The organism is Mesorhizobium wenxiniae, assembly GCF_002284535.1.
Classification (GTDB): Bacteria; Pseudomonadota; Alphaproteobacteria; order Rhizobiales; family Rhizobiaceae; genus Mesorhizobium; species Mesorhizobium wenxiniae.
The window spans coordinates 17,177-39,126 of the sequence record NZ_NPKH01000035.1; the positions used below are offsets into that span (position 1 = coordinate 17,177).

General features: G+C 60.8%; 19 protein-coding genes and 2 pseudogenes. 19 read left to right on the forward strand and 2 right to left on the reverse strand.

Going from position 1 to position 21,950, the window contains the following annotated elements; translation table 11 throughout:
• Positions 1-10 precede the first annotated feature (10 nt).
• Positions 11-820 (forward strand): enoyl-CoA hydratase-related protein, encoded by an 810-nt coding sequence (locus CIT31_RS27395; protein WP_095521173.1) that lies wholly within the window; start codon positions 11-13, stop codon positions 818-820.
• 147 nt (positions 821-967) lie between these two features.
• Positions 968-1,396 carry an acyl-CoA thioesterase gene (locus CIT31_RS27400; RefSeq protein ID WP_095521174.1) on the forward strand — a complete coding sequence of 143 codons (429 nt, stop codon included), beginning with the start codon at positions 968-970 and terminating at the stop codon, positions 1,394-1,396.
• 34 nt (positions 1,397-1,430) lie between these two features.
• Here the strand turns inward: CIT31_RS27400 and CIT31_RS27405 are convergent, their stop codons facing one another.
• On the reverse strand, positions 1,431-2,444 hold the full coding sequence (locus CIT31_RS27405; protein ID WP_206073422.1) for a GlxA family transcriptional regulator: 1,014 nt from the start codon (positions 2,442-2,444) through the stop codon (positions 1,431-1,433).
• A gap of 125 nt (positions 2,445-2,569) precedes the next feature.
• Here CIT31_RS27405 and CIT31_RS27410 point away from each other — a divergent pair, with 125 nt between their 5' ends.
• From CIT31_RS27410 to CIT31_RS27440, 7 genes are all read left to right on the forward strand, one after another.
• The gene (locus CIT31_RS27410; RefSeq protein ID WP_095521175.1) at positions 2,570-3,820 is read left to right on the forward strand and encodes a sarcosine oxidase subunit beta family protein; all 1,251 of its coding nucleotides are present in this window, start codon (positions 2,570-2,572) and stop codon (positions 3,818-3,820) included.
• Between the two features lie 9 nt (positions 3,821-3,829).
• Complete coding sequence (locus CIT31_RS27415) at positions 3,830-4,120, forward strand: sarcosine oxidase subunit delta (RefSeq protein ID WP_095521176.1); 291 nt, start codon at positions 3,830-3,832, stop codon at positions 4,118-4,120.
• Entirely contained in the window at positions 4,117-7,050 is a 2,934-nt protein-coding gene (locus CIT31_RS27420) for a sarcosine oxidase subunit alpha family protein (protein WP_095521177.1), read from the forward strand. Before CIT31_RS27415 ends, CIT31_RS27420 begins: the two co-directional genes overlap by 4 nt.
• Positions 7,016-7,603, forward strand: coding sequence for a sarcosine oxidase subunit gamma (locus tag CIT31_RS27425; RefSeq protein WP_245316486.1), 588 nt, complete (start codon positions 7,016-7,018; stop codon positions 7,601-7,603). Before CIT31_RS27420 ends, CIT31_RS27425 begins: the two co-directional genes overlap by 35 nt.
• 1 nt (position 7,604) lies before the next feature.
• Complete coding sequence (gene folD, locus CIT31_RS27430) at positions 7,605-8,495, forward strand: bifunctional methylenetetrahydrofolate dehydrogenase/methenyltetrahydrofolate cyclohydrolase FolD (RefSeq protein ID WP_095521179.1); 891 nt, start codon at positions 7,605-7,607, stop codon at positions 8,493-8,495.
• A gap of 71 nt (positions 8,496-8,566) precedes the next feature.
• Positions 8,567-9,451: a formyltetrahydrofolate deformylase gene (gene purU, locus CIT31_RS27435; protein WP_095521180.1), complete on the forward strand. Its 885-nt coding sequence runs from the start codon at positions 8,567-8,569 to the stop codon at positions 9,449-9,451.
• A 101-nt stretch (positions 9,452-9,552) separates the two neighbouring features.
• Positions 9,553-9,726 (forward strand): hypothetical protein, encoded by a 174-nt coding sequence (locus CIT31_RS27440; RefSeq protein ID WP_245316493.1) that lies wholly within the window; start codon positions 9,553-9,555, stop codon positions 9,724-9,726.
• Here the strand turns inward: CIT31_RS27440 and CIT31_RS35375 are convergent.
• Positions 9,695-10,394, reverse strand: a pseudogene (locus CIT31_RS35375) (transposase); the annotation flags it as partial. The gene CIT31_RS27440 and the pseudogene CIT31_RS35375 overlap by 32 nt on opposite strands.
• Before the next feature lie 79 nt (positions 10,395-10,473).
• On the opposite strand from CIT31_RS35375, the pseudogene CIT31_RS27450 reads away from it, so the two are divergent.
• The 10 genes and pseudogenes from CIT31_RS27450 to CIT31_RS34445 form a co-directional block, all read left to right on the forward strand.
• Positions 10,474-10,728: pseudogene (locus CIT31_RS27450) on the forward strand (helix-turn-helix domain-containing protein); the annotation flags it as partial.
• Positions 10,729-10,756: 28 nt separating this feature from the next.
• Positions 10,757-11,290, forward strand: coding sequence for an acyl-homoserine-lactone synthase (locus tag CIT31_RS35380; RefSeq protein WP_236379414.1), 534 nt, complete (start codon positions 10,757-10,759; stop codon positions 11,288-11,290).
• A 216-nt stretch (positions 11,291-11,506) separates the two neighbouring features.
• The gene (locus CIT31_RS27460) at positions 11,507-12,517 is read left to right on the forward strand and encodes an ABC transporter ATP-binding protein (protein ID WP_095521271.1); all 1,011 of its coding nucleotides are present in this window, start codon (positions 11,507-11,509) and stop codon (positions 12,515-12,517) included.
• Complete coding sequence (locus CIT31_RS27465; RefSeq protein WP_280950416.1) at positions 12,507-13,526, forward strand: ABC transporter ATP-binding protein; 1,020 nt, start codon at positions 12,507-12,509, stop codon at positions 13,524-13,526. Before CIT31_RS27460 ends, CIT31_RS27465 begins: the two co-directional genes overlap by 11 nt.
• 136 nt (positions 13,527-13,662) lie before the next feature.
• On the forward strand, positions 13,663-15,357 hold the full coding sequence (locus CIT31_RS27470) for a peptide ABC transporter substrate-binding protein (protein ID WP_095521273.1): 1,695 nt from the start codon (positions 13,663-13,665) through the stop codon (positions 15,355-15,357).
• A gap of 92 nt (positions 15,358-15,449) precedes the next feature.
• Positions 15,450-16,457 carry an ABC transporter permease gene (locus CIT31_RS27475; RefSeq protein ID WP_095521182.1) on the forward strand — a complete coding sequence of 336 codons (1,008 nt, stop codon included), beginning with the start codon at positions 15,450-15,452 and terminating at the stop codon, positions 16,455-16,457.
• Positions 16,432-17,436, forward strand: a complete 1,005-nt coding sequence (locus tag CIT31_RS27480; protein ID WP_245316487.1) for an ABC transporter permease — start codon at positions 16,432-16,434, stop codon at positions 17,434-17,436. Before CIT31_RS27475 ends, CIT31_RS27480 begins: the two co-directional genes overlap by 26 nt.
• A 268-nt stretch (positions 17,437-17,704) precedes the next feature.
• Complete coding sequence (locus tag CIT31_RS27485; RefSeq protein WP_206073423.1) at positions 17,705-20,707, forward strand: WD40/YVTN/BNR-like repeat-containing protein; 3,003 nt, start codon at positions 17,705-17,707, stop codon at positions 20,705-20,707.
• A 58-nt stretch (positions 20,708-20,765) separates the two neighbouring features.
• Complete coding sequence (locus CIT31_RS34440; protein WP_165778570.1) at positions 20,766-20,915, forward strand: hypothetical protein; 150 nt, start codon at positions 20,766-20,768, stop codon at positions 20,913-20,915.
• Positions 20,916-21,049: 134 nt separating this feature from the next.
• A complete protein-coding gene (locus tag CIT31_RS34445; RefSeq protein ID WP_165778571.1) occupies positions 21,050-21,193 on the forward strand; it encodes a hypothetical protein in 144 nt (47 codons plus the stop codon).
• Positions 21,194-21,950 lie beyond the last annotated feature (757 nt).

A 21,950-nucleotide genomic window follows, 5' to 3' on the forward strand; every position in this document is an offset into this window, starting at 1 on the left:
GGCTGCCGCTATGACCGCACTAGTTAGCACTCAGCGCCACGGACAGATACTTGTTGTCACAATCGACAACCCGCCGGCGAATGCGATCTCTCGCCGTACGAGCCGAGAAATTTATGCTGCGTTTGCGGCGTTTCAGGAAGACGAAGACCTACGAGTGGCAATCCTCACAGGCGCCGGGGACCGCATCTTCAGCGGCGGTTGGGACTTGAAGGAGTCCGATGAAAGCCTAACCGCCGACCTCTATTATGATACGCAGGTCGGCAACGGCCCTGGGGGGTTCGGTGGCATTGCGGAGTTCTGGGGTCTGACAAAGCCGGTAATAGCCGCTGTCAACGGCGCCGCGGCGGGAGGAGGCTTCGAGATCACGCTCGCGTGCGATATGATCGTAGCGGCCGAGCATGCGCGCTTCCTTCTCCCTGAGACGCGGATCGGGCTTTTGCCGATGGCGGGCGGCATTCAGAACCTGCATCGCCGGATACCGTACAATATTGCAATGCACCTCATGATGACCGGCAAGCCGATCTCGGCGTCTGAGGCTGCTCGATGGGGCCTTGTGAACGAGGTTGTTCCCCTGGGAGAGGCTCTGGCCGCGGCGATGCGCCATGCCGAGAAGATCTGCGAATCTGCCCCGCTCGCCATTGAAGGTCTCAAGGAAGTTATGCGCTATACATCGCACCTCTCTGCAAGGGACGGTTTCGCAGCGGTTAGAAACCCTCCAAGTGAATTGAAAAAGTACAAAGCTATAGCGAACTCTGAAGATAGCCTCGAAGGACCACGGGCTTTCATGGAAAAGCGTAAGCCCCAGTGGAGGGGCAGGTAATCACTAGAGATATATTCAGCGGCACAACCTCCCAGGTACAGTGACTGGCGTTTGAAATGCGGGTTGGTGAGTGGGGACACAGCCGATGGACGCTTCTCGAGATGACGGGCGCAGCTTGCGTATCCAACTGACTTCGTTGGTGACAAGATGAACGACGCACGACTGCTAGATATTGAGCTTTTCCAGCATTTTGCTGACGAGCATGTCCGGTTCTGTGATACCGACGCTCTCGGTCATGTGAACGTCGGTGTATACTCGTCCTATTTTGCCGCTGGCAGGGCAATATTCGACACGATGCTGGCTTCCGACGACTACATACTGCCGATTGCGCGGATCGCCATGGACCTGCGCGCAGAGATAAAGTATCCAAACAAGATCGTTGTGGGATCATTGTTACTCCGGACTGGCAGATCATCATTTCTTGTGGGCCAAGGTTTATGGATCGAAGGTAAGCCAATGGCTACAGCTGAAGTCACTCACGTGCTTGTCGATCGAAAAAATGGTCGCAGCACGCCGCTTCCCGAACCCTTCCTCCATAAGTTGAGATCACTGGGACCGGTGTGTGCCGAAGGCTAAGAGCCTGCTTGGAACGCTCTACTGGGCCCGCTGCTTAGTTTCTCCCCAGGATTCTTCGGTCAGACTGATCCGGAGCCTCTTCGCGGCCGCGCCGTTTGCGTCGAGTGGCGGGGCCAATGCCAAAGTGGGCCTGAAAGGCGCGTGAGAAATGACTACGGTTGGAAAAGCCCGTGGCAAGCGCCACCTCGACGAGCGGAAGGTTCGACTGCTGCAGAATCTCATCGGCCTTCTCCAACCGCAGAGACCGATAGAACTGCATCACGCTCTGTCCAAGCTGGTTCTTTGTCAGCCGCTCCAATTGCCGCGCCCCGATACCGCTCAGATGAGCCAAATCCTCTAGCTTTAGCGGGTCCGCGATATGACTCGTCATCAGTTGCACCATGGCGACCAGAGCGGGATGGTGCAGATCATACCTGCGCACCGGGTCCAATTGCTGCGGGGCCTCGGCCTGCCGGATGCCGGTATGGATGAACCAATCGCTGACCGCGCGGGCCAATTCCACACCGTGATCTGAAGCGATCAGGGCGTGGGCCATGTCCAGGGGAGCCATGCCGCCGGCGCAGGTAAAGCGGTCGCGATCGATGACGAAGAGGCGGCGTTCAATCAGCGCCTCAGGATAGATCTCGCGCATTGCATCGATGTGTTGCCAGTGGATCGTAAACCGGCGTGACGACATCACACCCGCCGCGGCCAGGATTGCCGCCCCGCCTGAGATTCCGCCCAAAGGCACTCCCGACCGGGCAAGACGGCGCAGCCAGCCCAGAATCCTGTCGTCGCGATAGGTCAGCGGATTGCCGCCCGCCACGACAAACAGAATGTCGAAATTAGTGCCTGCCTCTGAAACAGGTTCGGTCTCGAACGCGCCCGAGACGGAACTGCGCATCCACCCGCCCTTGGCCGAGATGAAGTTCAGATCGTAAAGGGTCCGCCCGCTAAGCAGGTTGGCGGCGCGCAGCGGCTCGACCGCGGAGGCCGCGGACATCAGGGCATAGCCTTCGATCAGCAGGAAACCGTATCGCCGCGCGCTGCCGTGATTCCCGTCAATCATCCCGTTGAAAATCCTATCGTCCACATCGTTCGAACATGTCCGGCAAAAGCACACATGAGTCAATTTTGAAAACACCTCACTGCCCTTGCCGTGACATAGTCTCGGCAGTCCAAGGAGTTCTTGATATGAAGTTTTCGGGCTTCCGCGTCTTTGCTGAAGCGCTCAAGGGGCATACCGGGTGGCGGCCGCTCTGGCGCAACCCTGAGCCCAAGCCCGCCTATGACTACGTGATCGTCGGCGGGGGCGGTCACGGCTTGGCGACAGCGTATTATCTGGCCAAGAGTTTCGGGCGATCCCGTATCGCCGTGCTGGAGAAGGGTTGGCTCGGATCCGGGAATGTCGGGCGAAACACGACGATCATCCGTTCGAACTACCTGCTTGCCGGCAACGAGCCCTTCTATGAGTTCTCGATGAAGCTCTGGGAAGGACTGGAACAGGAGCTCAACTTCAACGCGATGGTTTCCCAGCGCGGCATCATCAACCTTTATCATACGGATGCGCAGCGTGATGCCTTCCGCCGCCGCGGCAACGCCATGATGCTGGCGGGGGCGGGCGCCCGGCTGCTAGGTCGAGAGGAACTGCGCGCCATGGTTCCGTTCCTGAACTACGACAACGCGCGCTTCCCGATCAAAGGTGGCCTGGTGCAGCCGCGGGCGGGCACCGCGCGGCACGACGGCGTGGCCTGGGGCTATGCGCGCGGCGCCGACAGCCACGGCGTGGACCTGATCCAGAATTGCGAGGTGACCGGTGTCCGGCTCGATCGCGGCAAGGTGCGTGGCGTGGAGACATCGCGCGGCTATATCGCCGCCGACAGGGTCGGGGTGGCGGTGGCGGGGTCCTCGGGCCGCGTCATGGCAATGGCTGGAATGCGGCTTCCGATCGAAAGCCATGTTTTGCAGGCCTTTGTCACGGAGGGGCTCAAACCCACCATTCCTGGTGTGATCACGTTCGGGGCAGGCCATTTCTACATCAGCCAGTCCGACAAGGGCGGACTTGTCTTCGGCGGCGATATCGACGGCTACAATTCCTATGCCCAACGCGGCAACCTGCCGGTGGTGGAGGACGTCGCCGAAGGCGGCATGGCGCTGATGCCCATGATTGGGCGGGCGCGGCTCTTGCGCATGTGGGGGGGCGTGGTGGACATGTCGATGGACGGTTCGCCGATCATCGACCGCACGCAAATCGATGGCCTCTATTTCAACGGCGGCTGGTGCTATGGCGGCTTCAAGGCGACGCCAGCCAGCGGCTATGCCTTCGCCCATCTTCTTGCCACCGGCGCACCCCACGAGACCGCGCGCGCCTACCGCATCGACCGTTTCGCACGCGGCCATGTGGTCGACGAGCGCGGCGCCGGTGCCCAGCCCAATCTCCACTAAGGCGGTCCAATGCTGATCCCACATCCACTTCTAGGCCCGCGTGATGCGCAGGAATTCACCTATCTGGGCGACGCGCGGCTCATCGACCGTCCAGACTCCTCCGCGCCCGATGCCGAGGCCGCCTTTTGCGACTACGTCTTCCTGCGCGACAACCCGGCGGGCGTGCACCGCGAACTGTGGTTCCACGAGCAGGGCGACCGGTCATGGCTGGTGGTCACGCGCGACACGGTCACCCATGAAGTCCTCGGTGCGGAACTGGCCCGCAATGTCCCCCTTTCGCGGACGAGGTGCGGCAAATGACACGGCTAGCCGGAGGGCTGATCGACCGCTCGCGGACCTTGAACTTCAGTTTCGACGGCAAGCGCTACCAGGGCCATCCCGGAGACACGCTCGCCTCGGCGCTTCTGGCCAATGGCGTGCGTCTTGTGGGCCGCAGTTTCAAATATCACCGCCCGCGCGGGGTTCTCTCGGCCGGTTCGGAGGAACCGAACGCTATCGTCGAACTCCGCTCGGGCGCGCGGCAGGAGCCGAACACGCGAGCCACGGTGGTGGAGCTGTTCGAAGGGCTGCAGGCGCGAAGCCAGAACCGCTGGCCTTCGCTCGGATTCGACGCACTGGCGATAAACGACTTGTTGTCGCCCTTCTTGACGGCCGGTTTCTACTACAAGACTTTCATGTGGCCGAAGGGCTTCTGGGAAAAGCTTTACGAGCCGGCGATCCGCAGGGCGGCAGGCCTCGGGCGCCTTTCAATGCAGGCTGATCCCGATATCTATGACAAGGGCTTCCTGCATTGCGATCTCTTGGTCATCGGCGGGGGGGCGGCCGGGCTTGCGGCGGCGCTGACGGCGGCGCGCGGGGGCGCGCGTGTGATTTTGGCCGACGAGGATTTCCGCCTGGGCGGGCAGCTTCTGTCCGAGACGGGAACGCTGGACGGAGGGCAAGCTACCAACTGGATCTCAGCGTTGGAGGCTGAATTCGAGAGCCTGCCGAATATTCGCGTGATGCGTCGCACCACGGTTTTCGGGGTCTATGATCACGGCATCTATGGCGCGGTGGAAAGCGTGTCCGATCATTTCCCAGAGGCGAACGGGTGTGTGCGCCAGACACTCTGGCGTATCACGGCGAAGCGCGCGATATTGGCGGCGGGCGCGACAGAGCGGCCCATCGCCTTCGCCGACAATGACCGTCCGGGAATCATGCTGGCCGGCGCGATGCGGGCTTACGCCAATCGCTGGGCGGCATGCCCGTCCGAGACGGTCGCCGTCTTTACCAATAACGATGACGGTCATCACACCGCGCGCGATCTGGCCGCTAAGGGTGTCCAGATCGCCGCCGTCATCGACGCGCGCCCCGAGGCGAAGGCTCGCGGTGACTACCGACTGATCGCGGGGGGCATGGTGACTGGCTCACGCGGCCGGCTTGGCCTGAAGTCGATAAAGGTTCAGGAAAACGGCAGGTCCGAATGGATCGAGTGCGGCGCGCTTGGGGTCTCTGGCGGCTGGAACCCGAATGTGCATCTCTTTTCGCATCATCGCGGTCGGCCTGTTTGGAATGAACCGCTGCAGGCGTTCCTGCCTGGGGAGGAGGGGGCCCTAGGACTAATTCCGGCAGGTGCGGCGGCGGGCCATTTTTCCACCGCCGACGCCTTGCGTTCCGGCGCGCAAGCCGCACAGCGTGCGATGGACGAACTTGGAATCGCGGCATCGTTGCCCGATTTGCCGCGCGCCGAGGAGGCAGACTACACGGTTGCGCACGTCTTCCATGTACCGGGCAAGAAGCGCGCCTGGGTCGATTTCCAGAATGACGTGACGGTGAAGGACATCAAGCTCGCCCATGCCGAGAACATGGGGCCGGTAGAGCATTTGAAACGCTACACGACTCTGGGCATGGCGACGGACCAAGGCAAAACCTCAAATGTGACCGGTCTTGCCGTGATGGCGGAGCTGACCGGGAGGTCGATCCCGGAAACTGGAACAACGATTTTCCGCCCACCTTACACTCCAGTGACGCTCTCTGTCCTGGGCGGCGGCGATGTAGGGCGGCATTTCCGACCACGCCGCCTCACACCCACCCATCACTGGGCCAAGGCGCAGGGCGCGGTGTTCGTCGAGGTCGGCCAGTGGATGCGCGCGCAATATTTCGCGCGTGCGGGTGAAACGCACTGGCGCCAGAGCGTGGACCGCGAGGCCAGGGCCGTGCGCGGCGCAGTGGGCCTGTGTGATGTGACGACGCTTGGCAAGATCGATGTGCAGGGCGCCGACGTGGGCGAGTTTCTCAACCGTCTCTACTGCAACATGATGGCCACGCTGAAAGTCGGCCGAGTCCGCTACGGGCTTATGCTGCGCGAAGACGGATTTGCCTATGACGACGGCACCTGCGCGCGGCTGGCCGAGGATCATTGTGTGGTCACCACGACGACCGCCAACGCCGGTCTGGTCTATCGCAACATGGAATTCGCGCGGCAATGCCTGTGGCCGGAACTCGACGTCCAGCTCATCTCCACGACCGATGCCTGGGCGCAGATCGCAGTCGCCGGGCCGAAGTCGCGCGCTCTGCTCGCCCGCATCGTCGACGGGTTCGACCTGTCGAACGAGGCCTTCCCCTTTATGGCCTGCGCGGAGCTCACCGTCTGCGACGGCCTGCGCGCGCGGCTCTTCCGCATCTCCTTCTCGGGCGAACTCGCCTATGAAGTTGCGGTTCCCGCCCGATACGGCCACGCATTGATCGAGCGGCTGATGGAATTGGGAGCCGATCTTGGAGCGACGCCCTATGGCACCGAGGCTCTGGGCGTGCTGCGGATTGAGAAGGGACACGCCGCCGGCCCCGAATTGAACGGACAGGCGACGGCCGCCATGGTCGGACTTGGCAGTATGGTGTCGCAGAAGAAGGATTCCGTCGGCGCCGTGATGTCGCGGCGCGAGGGCCTTGCGGGCGACAGGCGACGCCTGGTCGGGCTGCGGGCCGTCGATCCTGCCGGGAAGGTGGTCAGCGGCTCACATCTTTTTGCGGAAGACGCACCGAGGAAATTCGATACCGACCAGGGTTGGATCACGTCGGCTTGCTACAGTCCGCATGTCGGCTCGATGATCGGGCTCGGTTTCCTAGAGAACGGCGATGAACGGCTGGGCGAGGTGATCGTGGCCGCGAACCCGCTCGAAGGCGAAAGCGCGCGCCTGCGGGTCGTGCCGGCGCATTTTGTCGATCCTGAAGGAGCACGTCTTCGTGAGTGACCTGAGGCCCATCACCGCGCTCGGTGCCGCGCTACCACGCCTCGCATCGTTCGGGGCGTTGGAGATCCGTGAGAACGGGGGTCTGGCGCTTGCCTCTCTGGTGCTGCGCCGCGGAACTGTTGAGCCGACGCCGTTCGGCCTCACTCTTCCCGGACCCGGCCGTTGCGTTGCAGGGCAGGGGGTTGCCGCGGTGTGGACCGGGCTGGATCAGTGGATGATCGAGGCGGAAGGCCGCGCCGAGCTGGATTTTGCCGCCGAGCTCAAGCAACTCGCCCCCGGCTGCTCGGTGACCGAGCAGACCGATGGCTGGGTCGCTTTCGAGATTGTATCGCGGGCCGGCTCAAGGCCTCTCAACGCATTGCTGTCGAAGCTTGTTAACGTCGATCTCGCGGACTTTGGCCCGGGCCGCGCGACGCGGACCGGCCTTGAGCATATGACCTGTTTCGTCATCCGCCGCGGCGACGCTCATATTGCCGTGCTGGGCGCGCGCTCGTCCGCCGGATCGCTCTGGCACGCCCTGGAAACGGCGGCGAAGCGGCTAGAGGAAAGGTAACATGACCGCTCAGATCATCGACGGCAAAGCGTCCGCGGCGCAGCTACGGTCGAGGGTTGCTGGGCATGTGGCCTGGCTCAAGCAGGAGCACGGCATTACGCCGGGCCTGGCTGTGGTTCTAGTAGGCGATGATCCGGCGTCGGAAGTCTATGTGCGCAACAAAGGACGGCAGACTATCGAGGCTGGCATGAACAGCCTTGAACACAAGCTCCCCACTGAAACGTCTCAGGCCGATCTGCTTGCTCTAATCGAGCAGCTGAATTCCGATCCGGATATTCATGGTGTCCTTGTCCAGCTCCCTCTACCCAGTCATCTGAACGGCGATCTCGTGCTCAATGCGATCGACCCGGCAAAAGATGTCGATGGGTTTCACATTTCGAATGTCGGGCTTCTGGGCACGGGACAAAATGCGATGGTGCCATGTACCCCATTGGGTTGCCTGATGTTGCTGCGAAGCCATCTCGGCGATCTGTCCGGGCTCGAAGCCGTGGTCGTGGGGCGCTCGAACATCGTCGGAAAACCGATGGCGCAACTCCTGCTCGGCGACAACTGCACCGTAACCATCGCTCATTCGCGTACACGGGATCTGGCATCAATCTGCCGTCGGGCCGACATCCTTGTCGCTGCCGTCGGCCGCCCCGAGATGATCCCCGGCGACTGGGTCAAGGCAGGCGCGACGGTAATCGATGTGGGCATCAATCGGATCGCACGAGACGGCAAGCAGCACTTGGTGGGTGACGTGGATTTTAGAAGCGCGGCGGAGGTAGCGGGAGCGATAACGCCAGTGCCGGGAGGCGTCGGTCCCATGACCATCGCCTGTCTTCTCGCCAACACGGTTACCGCCTGCTGCCGTGCTCATAGGCTGTCCGAGCCTGAGGGGCTCACCTTATGAGCCCCGTGCAATCCGGCGCTCTACCTGACACGCCCGAATCGATCTCTTCCGCACACACGAGCAAGCTCGCTATGGACAAATACTACCTGACCGTCACCTGCAAGTCCAAGCGCGGGATCGTCGCCGCCATCGCAGGCTACCTCGCCGAAAGCGGCTGTAACATCACCGACAGCTCGCAGTTCGACGATACGCAGACCGGCAACTTCTTCATGCGTGTGAGCTTTATCTCTGAAGATGGCGCTGGCCTCGACGCGCTGCGCAACGGCTTTGCTGACACCGCCGAGACGTTCGAAATGGACTTCGCCTTCCATGACGAGAGCCAGAAGATGAGGGTGATCATCATGGTCTCGCGCTTCGGCCACTGTCTCAATGACCTTCTGTATCGCTGGCGCATCGGAGCGCTGCCAGTCAATATCGTGTCGGTGATCTCCAACCATCTGGACTACCAAAAGCTGGTCGTGAACCATGACATTCCGTTCCACTACGTCAAAGTTACGAAGGAGAATAAGCGCGAAGCCGAGGCGCAGCAGATGCGTATCGTCGAGGAGACCGGCGCGGAGCTGATCGTGCTCGCCCGATACATGCAGGTGCTGTCGAATGAGATGTCCGAGAAGATGTCCGGCCGCATCATCAACATCCATCACTCCTTTCTGCCGTCATTCAAAGGAGCGAACCCCTACAAGCAGGCCTTTGAACGCGGGGTGAAGCTGATCGGCGCAACCTCGCATTATGTGACCGCGGATCTCGACGAGGGGCCGATCATCGAACAGGACACGGTTCGCGTCACCCACGCCCAGAACCCGTCCGACTATGTATCGCTCGGGCGCGACGTCGAAAGCCAGGTTCTCGCACGCGCGATCCATGCGCACATCCACCGCCGTGTCTTCCTCAACGGGAACAAGACGGTGGTCTTCCCAGCTTCACCGGGCTCGCACGCTTCGGAACGGATGGGATGAGAGCGTACCAAACGCATGCCTGCCAATGTGAAAGCTGACCGTCGGACAGCGGCGCGCCGCAGTCAGATTTGAGAGATTGGGTTCAAGGCATGACGAAGGACATGCAAATTGTCTTTGAGACATTCCTGGAGAAGCTGTCGGAAAGCGTCGATGAGGCGGATTTCCGCGAGGCCATGGCTGGTGCGGCCGCAGGACTCGAGCTGATCACCTTCGCCTATTTGTCCTTGCCGTCGCAACCAGTGGATCCACCACCGGCGAGAGGCGCGAGAAGGTAGCGAGGCTGTGAGAACACGGATCTTGCGGCCGGTCGCCAGTTGGTCATGAACGAAGTCCCATGCCCAGATCTGGTGACTGTGTGTCGCATCGGTTCTGTCCTCTCGCAGCTTCGCTTTCACCCGATGTCTTGGTCCGGAGCCGAAGGCCCATCTCCTTGTAAGGACGATAGATCCGCTTCGAATTGACAACCCGGCCCTCACGGCGCAACAGCACAGGACGCGCCGGTAATCATAGCGCGCCCGTGTCTCGGCAATCTCCCTGATCCGGACTTTGAGGTCGGCCTGCTCGCCGCGCTTCGACTTGTAGCGATAGAGCGACGTGTCGATGAGAAACGTAGCGCAGGCCCGGCGGATCGACACCTTCCAATCCGCCCGTACCTCATCAACAAGCCGCCGATGGGCAGGCCTCATGGCTTTCGGCGAACGACATCCTGCAGCATCGCCTCGTCGAGCGCGGCGACGATCTTTTTTCAGCGATTGTTCTCGTCTTCAAGCTGTCGCATGCGCTTGACCTCGGACGGCGTCAGTCCGCGGTAGCGCTTCTTCCAGGTGTAGAACGTTCCATCCAAGATGGCCGCCTTTCGGCGGACCTCAGCGACCGCAGTCCCTTCTTCCGCCTCCTGCAGAATGAAGGCGATCTGCGCCTCCGGAAACTTCGACCTCTTCACGCAATCCTCCTTCGCCCGATACCGGGATTATAAGTGGAAATTCCAGCTCAGAACGGTCCGAAAACCCGAAGGCAGGGCACTGCGCATCGCCGAGCGATATCAACAAGCTCTTCAACTCATGGCGACCTGCTTTCACATTTACGTTCGCCGCAAGCCGAATATGAGTGCCTGCAGTAGGCGGCACGCGGCAAGTCCGCCTGGGATATCGCCTGCATCTTGGGGATCACGCGGCGCACCGCCGCCTTCCATCGGGACAATGCCAAGAAGAAGCTCGGCATGCGCACCAAAAACGAGGCGGTCGCGCTGCTGGTCCTCACGATCTTCAATTCTCTGAGAACAGATCCGTCTTGGCCCCTGTGCAGGTGCCCAGGCTGTTCGTCGGGCGCATTTGCCTCCAATGGCAGGTCATTTCTGCCCAGAGGGCTCATGATGAAACTTGTCGCACCCGACTGCTATGGCGACTTCGCCGACGAACTGCACGAAATACACCGTCTGCGATATTCAAGGAGCGGCTTGGACTGGGACGTGCGGACGAATGGTGGGTACGAGATCGATTCCTTCCATGCGCTCAAGCGCATTATCTGATCTTGCGAGGTTTCGACGGTCGGGTCGATGGTTGCGTCCGGCTGCTTCAGTCGAACAGGCCGACCATGCTTCGTGATACTTTTCCGGTGCTGTTGGAGGGGAAGACGGCGTCCAAAGCGAGGCCGGCTCCATCCCCGGCAGACAGTTTGAACTATCAATCGCCAATTTGGGATCGCCAACCATTCAATCAGCTCGGGCGCCGCTCTAGCCGCAACCGTAAGATGCGATTCAGCATCACCAAGCGCCGATATGGCGGCAGATGTCAAAAGAATGACCGGAAATGTCAATGCGATTCTAATTGCGCAACCTAATCATCACCCGATGGACCGCGTGAATTGGCTCCGCGAGCGTCGCCTCTACGGGCATTTCCTTGGCCAAGGCGGCATGCGATTTGCGGAAGCAACGAGCCGCTCGACTTGGTCAATGAGATAAAATCTTAGAAAAGAGCATCCACCGTGCCCGAACTGAAGCGGCCTGATCTATTGAAACGCTGCGGAACCACCTTGGATTGGGAGGCGCGCGACTTAATTCAAGATGGAACTTCGAGGCCTGTTTTGGAGGTATCTGATCTTCAGACGGTCTTCTGGTCTCGCAGAACTAGAATCTATGCGGCCAACGGCGTGAGTTTCCACCTCAATCGCGGTGAGCTTCTGGGGGTGGTTGGTGAAAGCGGGTCGGGCAAGAGCGTCACGATGATGTCGCTCTTGAGGCTCCTGCCGTCGCCACCTGCCGAAATCGTGTCTGGAAGGGTGCGTCTTGGGGACAGGGATCTTTTGTCGCTCGACCCGAGCGAAATGCGAAAGGTCCGCGGCGGCGAGGTTGGGTTCATCTTCCAGGACCCGATGACATCGCTCAACCCGGTCTTCACGGTCGGCTACCAGCTGATGGAGCCGTTACGCAAGCATCTCGGTCTAGGCCGCAGCGAGGCGCGCAAACGTGCGATCGAGCTTCTCTCCCGGGTCGGCATTCCCTCGCCACAGGACAGGATAAACGACTATCCGCACCAGTTCTCCGGAGGGATGTGCCAGCGGGTGATGATCGCCATTGCGCTCGCCTGCGACCCAAAGGTGCTTATCGCCGATGAGCCGACGACCGCCCTCGACGTGACGATCCAAGCCCAGATCCTGGAGCTCGTCCAGAAGCTGCGCCAGGAAATGGGCATGAGCGTTATCTGGATCACGCATGATCTCGGTGTGGTAGCCGGGATCGCCGACCGGGTGATGGTCATGTACGGCGGACTCGTTGTCGAGTGCGCCGCTGCCGACGATCTCTACGCAAATCCCCGTCATCCCTATACGCGCGCGCTTCTGGAAACCGTGCCGCGGGCCGATATGGCTGGGCAGGAGCGACTGAAGAGCGTTGGGGGCCAGCCGCCGCATCTCACTGTCTTTCCGACGAGCTGTCCCTTCGCGCCACGATGTCCGCATGCTTTTGACCGGTGTCGCAGCGAAAGGCCACCGCTAATGCCTGTGGGCGAAGGCCATGATGCGGCATGCTGGTGGGACGTTATCGAGGGAAGTCCGCGCGATGATGTCTGAGCCGGGCGTCCTCACCATAAAACCACAGGCCGGCCCGGACGACGTCCTGCTCCGTATCATTGATCTAACCTTGCATTTCCCGACCTATCGGGGTGTCCTCGGGCGCCAGGTGGGCGGCATCAGAGCGGTAGATGGCGTGAATTTGGAAGTCAGGCGAGGCCGGACGCTGGGCTTGGTCGGCGAGAGCGGCTGCGGCAAGACGACGACGGGGCGGGTCATCCTGCGCCTTTACGACCCCACCGGCGGCCGCATCGAATTTGATGGCGAAGACATCACGCACATCCAAGGCAAAAAGCTGCGCCGCATGCGCGCGCGCATGCAAATGATTTTCCAAGATCCGCAGGCCTGTCTTAATCCGCGCATGACGGTCGGTTCAATCATCGCCGAACCGCTCAACGAACACCGAGCGCTGAAAGGCAAGGAAAAGGAGAAGCGGACCCGCGAGTTGCTCGATGCCGTTGGCCTTAATCCGAAATTCGCCAACCGCTACCCGCACGAATTCTCCGGCGGTCAGCGCCAACGCATTGGCATCGCCCGGGCGCTCGCGCTCAATCCGGATTTCATCGTCTGCGATGAGCCGATCGCCGCCCTGGATGTCTCCATCCAAGCCCAGGTGGTCAATCTTCTTAAAGACCTGCAGGAGCAATTCTCGCTGACATACCTCTTCATCAGCCATGATCTTTCAATGGTTCGTCATCTGTGTGAGGACGTCGCGGTGATGTACCTGGGCAAGGTGATGGAACTCGGCCCACGCGACCTCATCTACAAAGACCCAATGCATCCCTACACGAAGGCGTTGCTCTCTGCGGTCCCGGTGCCGGATCCGAGGGTCGAGCGCGCGCGGCAGCGCATCATCCTGAAGGGCGATTTACCGAGCCCGGCCAATCCGCCTTCGGGGTGTCGATTTCGCACCCGCTGCCCGGTCGCGTTCGACCGGTGCGCGGCAGAGCAACCGGCTTGGCGAAAGGTGGCCGGCAACCGGTGGGTCGCTTGCCACCGAGCCGAGTAACAGGAAATGGCGGGAAGCTCGATCGAGGCAATCCTGCCAAACCATCCACCTTTCCCGATGGGAAGGAGATGAGGACTGACATCACAAGGCCGGCGGCAGCTGGGCCGTCATTCAGCAAGGGAGGAAGTAGTAGATGTTGAGAATGGTTTCATTGCTAGCGGGGGCGGGCGTGGCAAGCCTCGTCGCGACACCGGCATTGGCCGAACGCGGTACAGACGGCGTCGTCAACATCCTGTCTTGGCAGGCGCCATCGATCATGAATCCCTATCTCTCGGGCGGGGAAAAGGACACCGACGCCGCCTCTCTTGTGCTCGAGCCGCTAGCCAGCTACGACGAGAATGGCGAGCTTTTCCCGCGGCTTGCGGCGGAAATCCCAACCGTCGAGAACGGTGGCGTCGCCAAGGATCTGAAGTCGATCACCTGGAAGCTGAAGCCTGGTCTCAAATGGTCTGATGGCACGACGGTCACGGCGAAGGACGTGGTCTTCACTGCCAACTACTGCATGGACCCAAAGGGTGGCTGCGCAGCACTTGCTAGGTTCCAGGGTGTCGACAAGGTCGAGGCGCTGGATGACCTGACCGTGAAGGTAACCTTCAAGGAGCTGACGGTCGTCCCCTACACTCTCTTTGTCGCCATGTGGTCTCCGATCATCCAGGCCAAACAGTTCGCCGACTGCCTGGGCACAAAAGCACCAACCTGCACGGAAGCCAATTTCTATCCGGTCGGCACCGGGCCGTTTGTCGTCGCCAACTTCAAGCCGAATGACGCGGTCCAGCTCAAGGCCAACCCGAACTACCGCGATCCGAACAAGCCCGCTTTCGCGGGGGTCAACTTCAAGGGCGGCGGCGATGCGCTCGGGGCGGCTCGTGCCGTGCTGCAGACCAGCGAATATGACTACGCCGGGATGTTGCAGGTTGCTCCGGACGTGCTGAGCAAAATGGAGAAAGGGGGCAAGGGCAAACTCCTCTCGGTTTTCGGAACGAATGTCGAAACTCTTTTTATGAACTTGACCGATCCCTCGGCCAGTCTACCGCCGGAGGAGCGTTCGACGGACAAGCATCCACACCCGATACTCAGCGACGTTCGCGTGCGCCAGGCTCTGTCGATGGCGCTGGACCGCGCGAGGTTGAGTGAGATCGGCTACGGCTCCATGGGCAAGCCCACATGCGACTTCGTTCCGGCGCCGCCGATCTTCGCCGCCGGCAACACGGAGTGCTTGAAGCAGGATATTCCGGGTGCCGTGAAGCTTCTTGATGAAGCGGGCTGGAAGCCGGGTCCCGATGGGATCCGGGAGAAGGATAGCAAAAAGCTGAAGCTCACCTTCGTAACTACGACCAACGCCACGCGCAACCAGTTCCAAGCGATCATCAAGCAGTGGTGGCACGAGATAGGGGTCGATGTGGAACTGAGGAGCCTCGACGCCTCGGTCTTCTTCAGCAGCGACCCGAGCAGCCCGGATACATACCAGAAGTTCTATGCCGATGTCCAGATGTGGACCAATTACTCTGACGCTCCCGACCCCGGCGAATATGTCGCAACCTACACCTGTAACAAGGCTCCGCTGCCGGACAAGCAGTGGCAAGGCAGTAATGTTCCGCGCTACTGCGACACGAATTACGACGCGCTGGTGAAGGAACTCGGCAAGACCGCCGCCATCGAGAAGCGCGCCGAGATTGTCAAAAAGCTCAACACCATTCTGAGTGACAGTTACGCGATCATGCCGCTGGTCTGGCGCAGCAGCGTCTCGGCGACCTCTAAGACACTAGGCGGGTATGTCGGCAGCGGGGATTCCAGGTTTTGGAACGCTCAGGACTGGTATCGCAGGAAGTGAGATTGCCTGCGCCTCCTTGGAGAGGGCGCGCCGCTTTCCATCTCCATGCCGGCCGCGGGCGTTGCCCCGGCCGCCAGCAATAGGTGCCGCGCATGCTCAACTATGCCATCCGGCGACTGCTTATGGCGGTCCCGACCTTATTCTTGATCAGCCTCATGATCTTCTCGCTGCTCAAACTCGCGCCAGGCGATCCGCTATCGCAGTTGCCGCTGACCATTCCGCCCGAAGTGCGCGAAAAGATGCGTGCTGCCCTTGGCGTCGACGAGCCGCTGATCGTGCAATATCTGCTGTGGCTGAAGCAGTTCTTCGTAATCGAGCCGCTGCGTGGTTTCGACATTCTGTTCGGGACGCATCTTTCGGACGGTATGCAGCGGATCATCTCCTGGCAAACACGCGGTCCGGTTTTCAGCATGATCGCCGAGCGCCTTCCGCAGACGCTGTTGGTTGTCGGCCTGGCCTACATCGTCGGCGTGCTGATTGCTGTGCCGATCGGAATTGTCTCAGCCTACAAGCAATATTCAGTATTCGATCAGATCGGCACCTTCCTGTCGATGCTCGGCCTTGCCGTGCCGCCCTTCTTCTCGGGCGTTCTGGCGATCCTGATCTTCGCCGTCTACCTCGACTGGCTTCCGACAATCTATAACACCAATCTTATCGTCAACAGCTGGAGCAACTTCACCGAGCAATTTCTGCAGATGGCCATGCCGGTGATGGTTCTTGCAGTTCAGACTATCGCTTCCATCAGCCGCTATCTGCGCTCGTCAATGCTCGACAATCTCGAGCAGGACTATGTCCGCACGGCTCGGGCCAAGGGCATGGGCGAGAATGTCGTCGTTTTCATCCACGTCCTGCGCAATTCGATGATCCCGGTGGTCACTGTCATCACGCTGGGACTGCCGAGCGTCTTCGGCGGTGCCATCGTCACCGAGCAGATCTTCAGGGTTAACGGGATCGGCCAACTCCTGATCACCGCCATCTACGCCAACGACGTGCCGACGGTGCAGACATTGGCCTTCATCTTCGCTGTGCTGATCGTCGTCTTCAACCTGATCGCCGATCTGCTCTACGGCGTACTTGATCCCAGGATTCGCTATGACTGAGCTGGTTAGCTACAACGAACCGAAAAACGTTGCCGAGGCGCCTGTTTCGGAAACGGCAACTACCGATCCCATCGCCGGCGTGGACCTTGTGGTGCTTAAGGTTCCGCCGCGCAATCAGTGTTGGGACGTCTGGGACCAGTTCAAGACCCACAAAGGCGCGGTGGCCGGGGCGGGCGTCTTCTTCGTAATTGTCGTCGCTGTCGTCTTCGGCCCCTTCGTTTGGCGCGTAAGCCCCGCCTATATCGACTTCACAGCCATGAATGCGGGACCAAGTTGGGCCCATCCGTTCGGCACCGACCAGCTTGGGCGCGATCTTCTCGCGCGGATGATGACAGGTGGGCGCGTTGCGATCGCCGTCGGCCTGGCGGCGATGATCATCTCTATTTTTCTTGGAACGCTTATCGGTGTCCTTACCGGCTACTTCAAATCCCTTGATGGGCCGCTGATGCGGCTCACCGATCTCTTTCTGTCATTACCGGTGCTCCCACTGCTATTGGTCGCAGTGATGCTGTTCCGCGATGCGGTGGCAAAAATTCTCGGAAACGATCTAGGGAGTTTCACCCTCATCGTGTCGATCATCGGCGTGATGAGCTGGATGGGCATGGCACGCATCGTGCGCGGCGAAGTGTTGGCCGTCAAGCAGCGCGAATTCGTAATGGCGTCGCGCAGCATCGGCACCCCGCCGCACCGGATCATTATTCGGCATGTGCTGCCCAACGTCATGTCGCCGATCATTGTCTCGGCTACTCTCGGCATCGCCGATGCCATTATCGCGGAAAGCGTGCTTTCGTTTCTTGGCCTGGGCTTTCCGCCGGATTTTCCGACTTGGGGACGACTGCTCTATGACGGGATCGAATACATGCAGGTCTCCCCGCAACTAGTGCTGTGGCCGGGCATTGCGATTTCGCTGACCGTCCTCAGCGTCAACTATATCGGTGACGGCTTCAGAGATGCGCTCGATCCGCGACTGCGGCGATGATGCACCTTCGATACCTGAAAGCATACGACGAGAAGAAGTGAAGCAGTAACAATCCAATGCCAACTATCAGCGAGTTGAAATGTTGAAGCAAACCCATGTAACTGACCCTAAGTGTCTCGAGGCCCTCAAATGGCGCTGCATCGGACCCGCCAGAGGCGGCCGCGTTGTGGCCGTCGCTGGGGATCCGAATGATCCAATGGTGTTCTATTTTGGCGCCTGCGCGGGCGGGGTTTGGAAGACAATCGACGGCGGAGTTTATTGGCGCTGCGTGTCCGACGGTTTCTTCACGAGCGCCAGCGTCGGCGCGCTCGCGGTTGCCCGCTCCAACTCGAATGTCATCTATGCCGGTACGGGCGAGACGACGATCCGCGTCGACGTCTCTTACGGCGATGGCGTCTATAGGTCGACCGATGCCGGCCGCAGTTGGGTTCATCTGGGGCTGAGAGAGACCCGCCACATTGGCAAGATCTGCATTCACCCGCTCGATCCGGACATCGTCTTTGTCGCGGCTCTGGGCGACGCGTTCGGTTCCAATGAGGAAAGGGGCGTGTTCCGCTCCAAGGACGGCGGCAAGACCTGGCAGAAGGTCCTCTACCGCAATCCCGACGCCGGCGCCGTCGATATTTCGATGGATCCCAGCAATCCGCGCATCCTTTTTGCCACGACTTGGGAGACGCGGCGTAGTTTCTGGAACCTGAACAGCGGTGGGCCGGGGAGCGGACTCTTCCGGTCGCTTGACGGCGGCGACACCTGGGAGGAGCTGTCCGGTCGCAACGGCCTACCGGGCGGGGTGCTCGGCAAGCTTGGCGTCTCCGTCTCGCAGGCGCAGCGCGGGCGCGTCTACGCGCTCATCGAGGCGGAGGGCGACAAGATCGGGCTCTACCGCACTGACGATTACGGAGACCGCTGGGTCCATGTCTCGCAAAATCGCGATCTGATCCATCGCCCCTGGTACTACACCCACGTCTTCGCCGACACCGTACATGCCGATACCGTCTACGTGAACAACTTGCAAATGTGGAAGTCGACCGATGGCGGGGCGAGCTTCACCAACTTGACGACGCCTTACAGCGACAACCACGATCTATGGATCGATCCTGCCAATCCCAAGCGGATGATCCAAGGCAACGACGGCGGCGCCTGCGTCACCTTCAACGGTGGCAGAACCTGGTCGTCGATCTACAATCAGATGACGGCGCAGTTCTATCGCATCGACGTTGACGATCGGCACCCTTATCGGGTCTACGCCACCCAGCAGGACAACACCGCGATCTCAGTCCCGAGCGCCTCGGAAACGGGCGTCATCACCTTGGGTGATTGCACTTATCCGGGGACCGGCGAGAGCGGCTTCATCGCCGTCGATCCTGAGGACCCCGACATCGTCTATTGCGGCGCGACCGGCTCGAGCCCAGGCGGCTGTGGAGCTCTGCAACGCTACGACCACCGTACCCGGCAGATTCGCGTCGTCAGTGTCTGGCCAGAAAAAACGAGTGGCATGGCGCCGAAGAACATGCGGTACCGCTTCGCCTGGACTTTCCCGATCACCTTCTCGCCGCATGATCCGAAGACGCTGTATGCCGGGGGCAATCACGTCTTCCGCAGCCGCGATGAAGGATCGAGCTGGACCGCGATCTCGCCCGATCTCAGCCTCAGCGACCCGGCTCGGCAGGATTACTCGGGCGGCGTCTTGACCCACGACAACTCCGGCGCGGAGGTGCATGCGACGTGCGCATCGGTCGTCGAATCCCGGCATCGCAAGGGGGAGATCTGGGCGTCTACCGATGACGGCCTCGTCCATGTGACGCGGAACGACGGGATCGAGTGGAGGAACGTCACGCCCGACGCCATGCCCGAACTCGCCTATGTCGGCTGCGTCGAGATCTCGTCGCATGACGCCGATACCGTCTATGTAGCGGCGACACGCTACAAGCTCGCCGACTATCAACCTTATCTCTTCCGCACCAGGGATGGCGGCAAGAGTTGGCAGCCGATCAATGGCAACTTGCCGAACGGCGAAATCACGCGCGTGGTGCGAGCCGACCCGGTGCGGCCGGGACTACTCTTCGTCGGCACCGAGACGGCGGTCTTCTTCAGTCTCGACGAGGGCGCGCACTGGTCGCGTCTGGCCGGCGGCTTGCCCGTGGTGCCGGTCTACGATCTCAAGATCAAGGGAAGCGATCTGGTCGCCGGCACTCATGGCCGGTCCTTCTGGATCCTCGACGACATTACGGCCTTGCGCGAGCTGGCCGTGGATCAGAACGACGCGAGGCTGATGAGCCCGCGCCCCACGGTCCGGACCAAGCTCCGGTACGGGGCCCGGAAAGGTTCCAAGGCCGGCATGAGCTACAGCCCGGCTTTCGGCATCGGCGCCGGCACAGAGGGCGTGGAGCTGGAGGGTGGACGGAGCCATCGCCACTATCTCGACTGCGGCGAAAACCCGCCGATCGGAGCGATCGTCTATTACTGGCTGCCCGAGGATGCGGAGGGCCCGGTCAAGCTCACTTTCCAGGACGCCACGGGAAAGACCATCATCGCTTTCACGAGCGACGACCAAGAAGCGTCCTTCGATAAGAAGCCGGGCACTAAGGCCGGCCTCAACCGTTTCGTTTGGGACCTCAAGCATCGGGGACCATCCAAACTCGACAAATCGCTGATAACCCGGAAGTACGAGCCTCTCGCGATGGAGGACGAGGATCCGAGCGGCCCGGCGGTGGTACCCGGCAGCTATAAGGTTGAGCTGCAGGCGGACGGAAAGAGTCAGATGGCCGGCCTCACCGTCGTCAAGGACCCCCGCGTAGCGACGACTGACAAGGACTTCGCCGAGCAGTTCGTGCTCTTACAAGAGCTGTTCGGCAAGGTCTCATCGCTCAATCAGGCGGTCAATCGGATCCGGCTCCTAAAGCGTCAACTCGCGGATCTGCAGAAGCGGCTCGGCGGCAGTGACAAATCGCTTGGCGAGCGCACGCAGGCACTGTTCGGGCGGCTCGAGGCGATCGAGGGAACGCTGGTCGACATCAAGCGGGAGACGCCGCGCGACAGCGACGACCGTAATCCTGCTGGCTGGCATGATAAGCTGATCGACCTCGTCACCGTGGTCGAAATCGGCGACGCGGCGCCGACCGTGCAGGCCCGTCATGTTTCCGATGAGATCATGTCGAGGGTCGACAGCGAGATTAAAAAGCTGGACGAGGTCGTGAATGACGAGGTCACTGCGCTCAATGCCGCACTCAAGAGCGGTGGCTTCGAGGTGCTCGGGACTGGGAAGGCCTAGGCGCCCGTGAGGGGACACATATAGCTGAGTGAGCATTCATCCCAAGGAGAAGACAGAGATGGACTTTATCGAGCGAATATTCGGCGTGGCTCCTGATGGGGGCGACGGCACGACCGAGATACTCTATATCGCGGCCGTGCTTGCCGTCCTTGCGATGGTGATCGCCGGCGTTTGGCTCCGCCGACGCGCCGCTGTCCGGCGCCGCTAGGCTTCTCTCTAGGTCCAGATCGCGTGCGGCGTGCCGGCTAGGAACTCCCGACCGCGAGCTGCTGAGGTCCGCGCCAGAGCCAGGCGGACCCGGACGGACGATGATGGAGGCCCCCAATTGTGATTTGATAGAAAATGTTTTCACTAACCCAGGCGATCGGAATAAGCGGCGTAGCGAAGCGCGAGTTGGTGCCCTTCACGATCGCCTTCGTAATCGCTGAGATGTTCTACAAGCTTGGTAGCTTCGCCTTCGAATGCTTGGCATTCCTCGCCACTTGATATTGCTGAGCTACTTTTTCCGACAGGTTGGTTGGTCGGGGCCGCAGCTGACGTTGATGCGGGCAGCGCCTATTTTGCTCCGAGCCCGGGATTGGAAGCCCATTTGCCCGAACCATTTGGATTGAGTCACGTCGCAATGGCTGGGTCCGCAGTATGGCGTGGTGCGTTATCCGGCTTCGGCGGAGGGATATTGCCCCTAGGGTTCCGGCAGCCGTCGATTGTTGAACAAGTGACTCAGGTCAGCGTAGCCTGTGCCATGGTCCGCGCCGATGATGACTTAGGGCTTCTGAGGGGCCATTGATCGTCTCGGCGAGCGTTGCCGTGGCGGCCGGCCATCATCCGCTTGAGGGTGCAGCGTGCCACCGCGATGTGCTCTCGGATAAGTTGCCGACCTTGCGCCCACCAATCCGTCGAAGTTCTTCGCGAAGACGTGCTCGATCTAGGCCTTCAGCAGATTCGGCGTCGTTACGTGGATATGGCAGCACATGTCAAAACAATGGCCGAAAGTGTCAACGCGATCCAAATATTGCGAGCTAATCTCAATCGTGGAACTCCCATGAGAGAGGCAAAATGGCAGACGATCCCTGTGCAATCTGGGCGGAGAGCGAACAAAGAAAGTGCAGGTACTGGTCGGTAGGAACGAACCAACTCTGCCTCTGCGACGCTCCACACCTCGCGAGAATTTTCGGAGGTTCGCCGTGACTGGGCGCGGATATCTGCGAATTCTTGACCCAAATTGCGGGAAACGGGACCGATG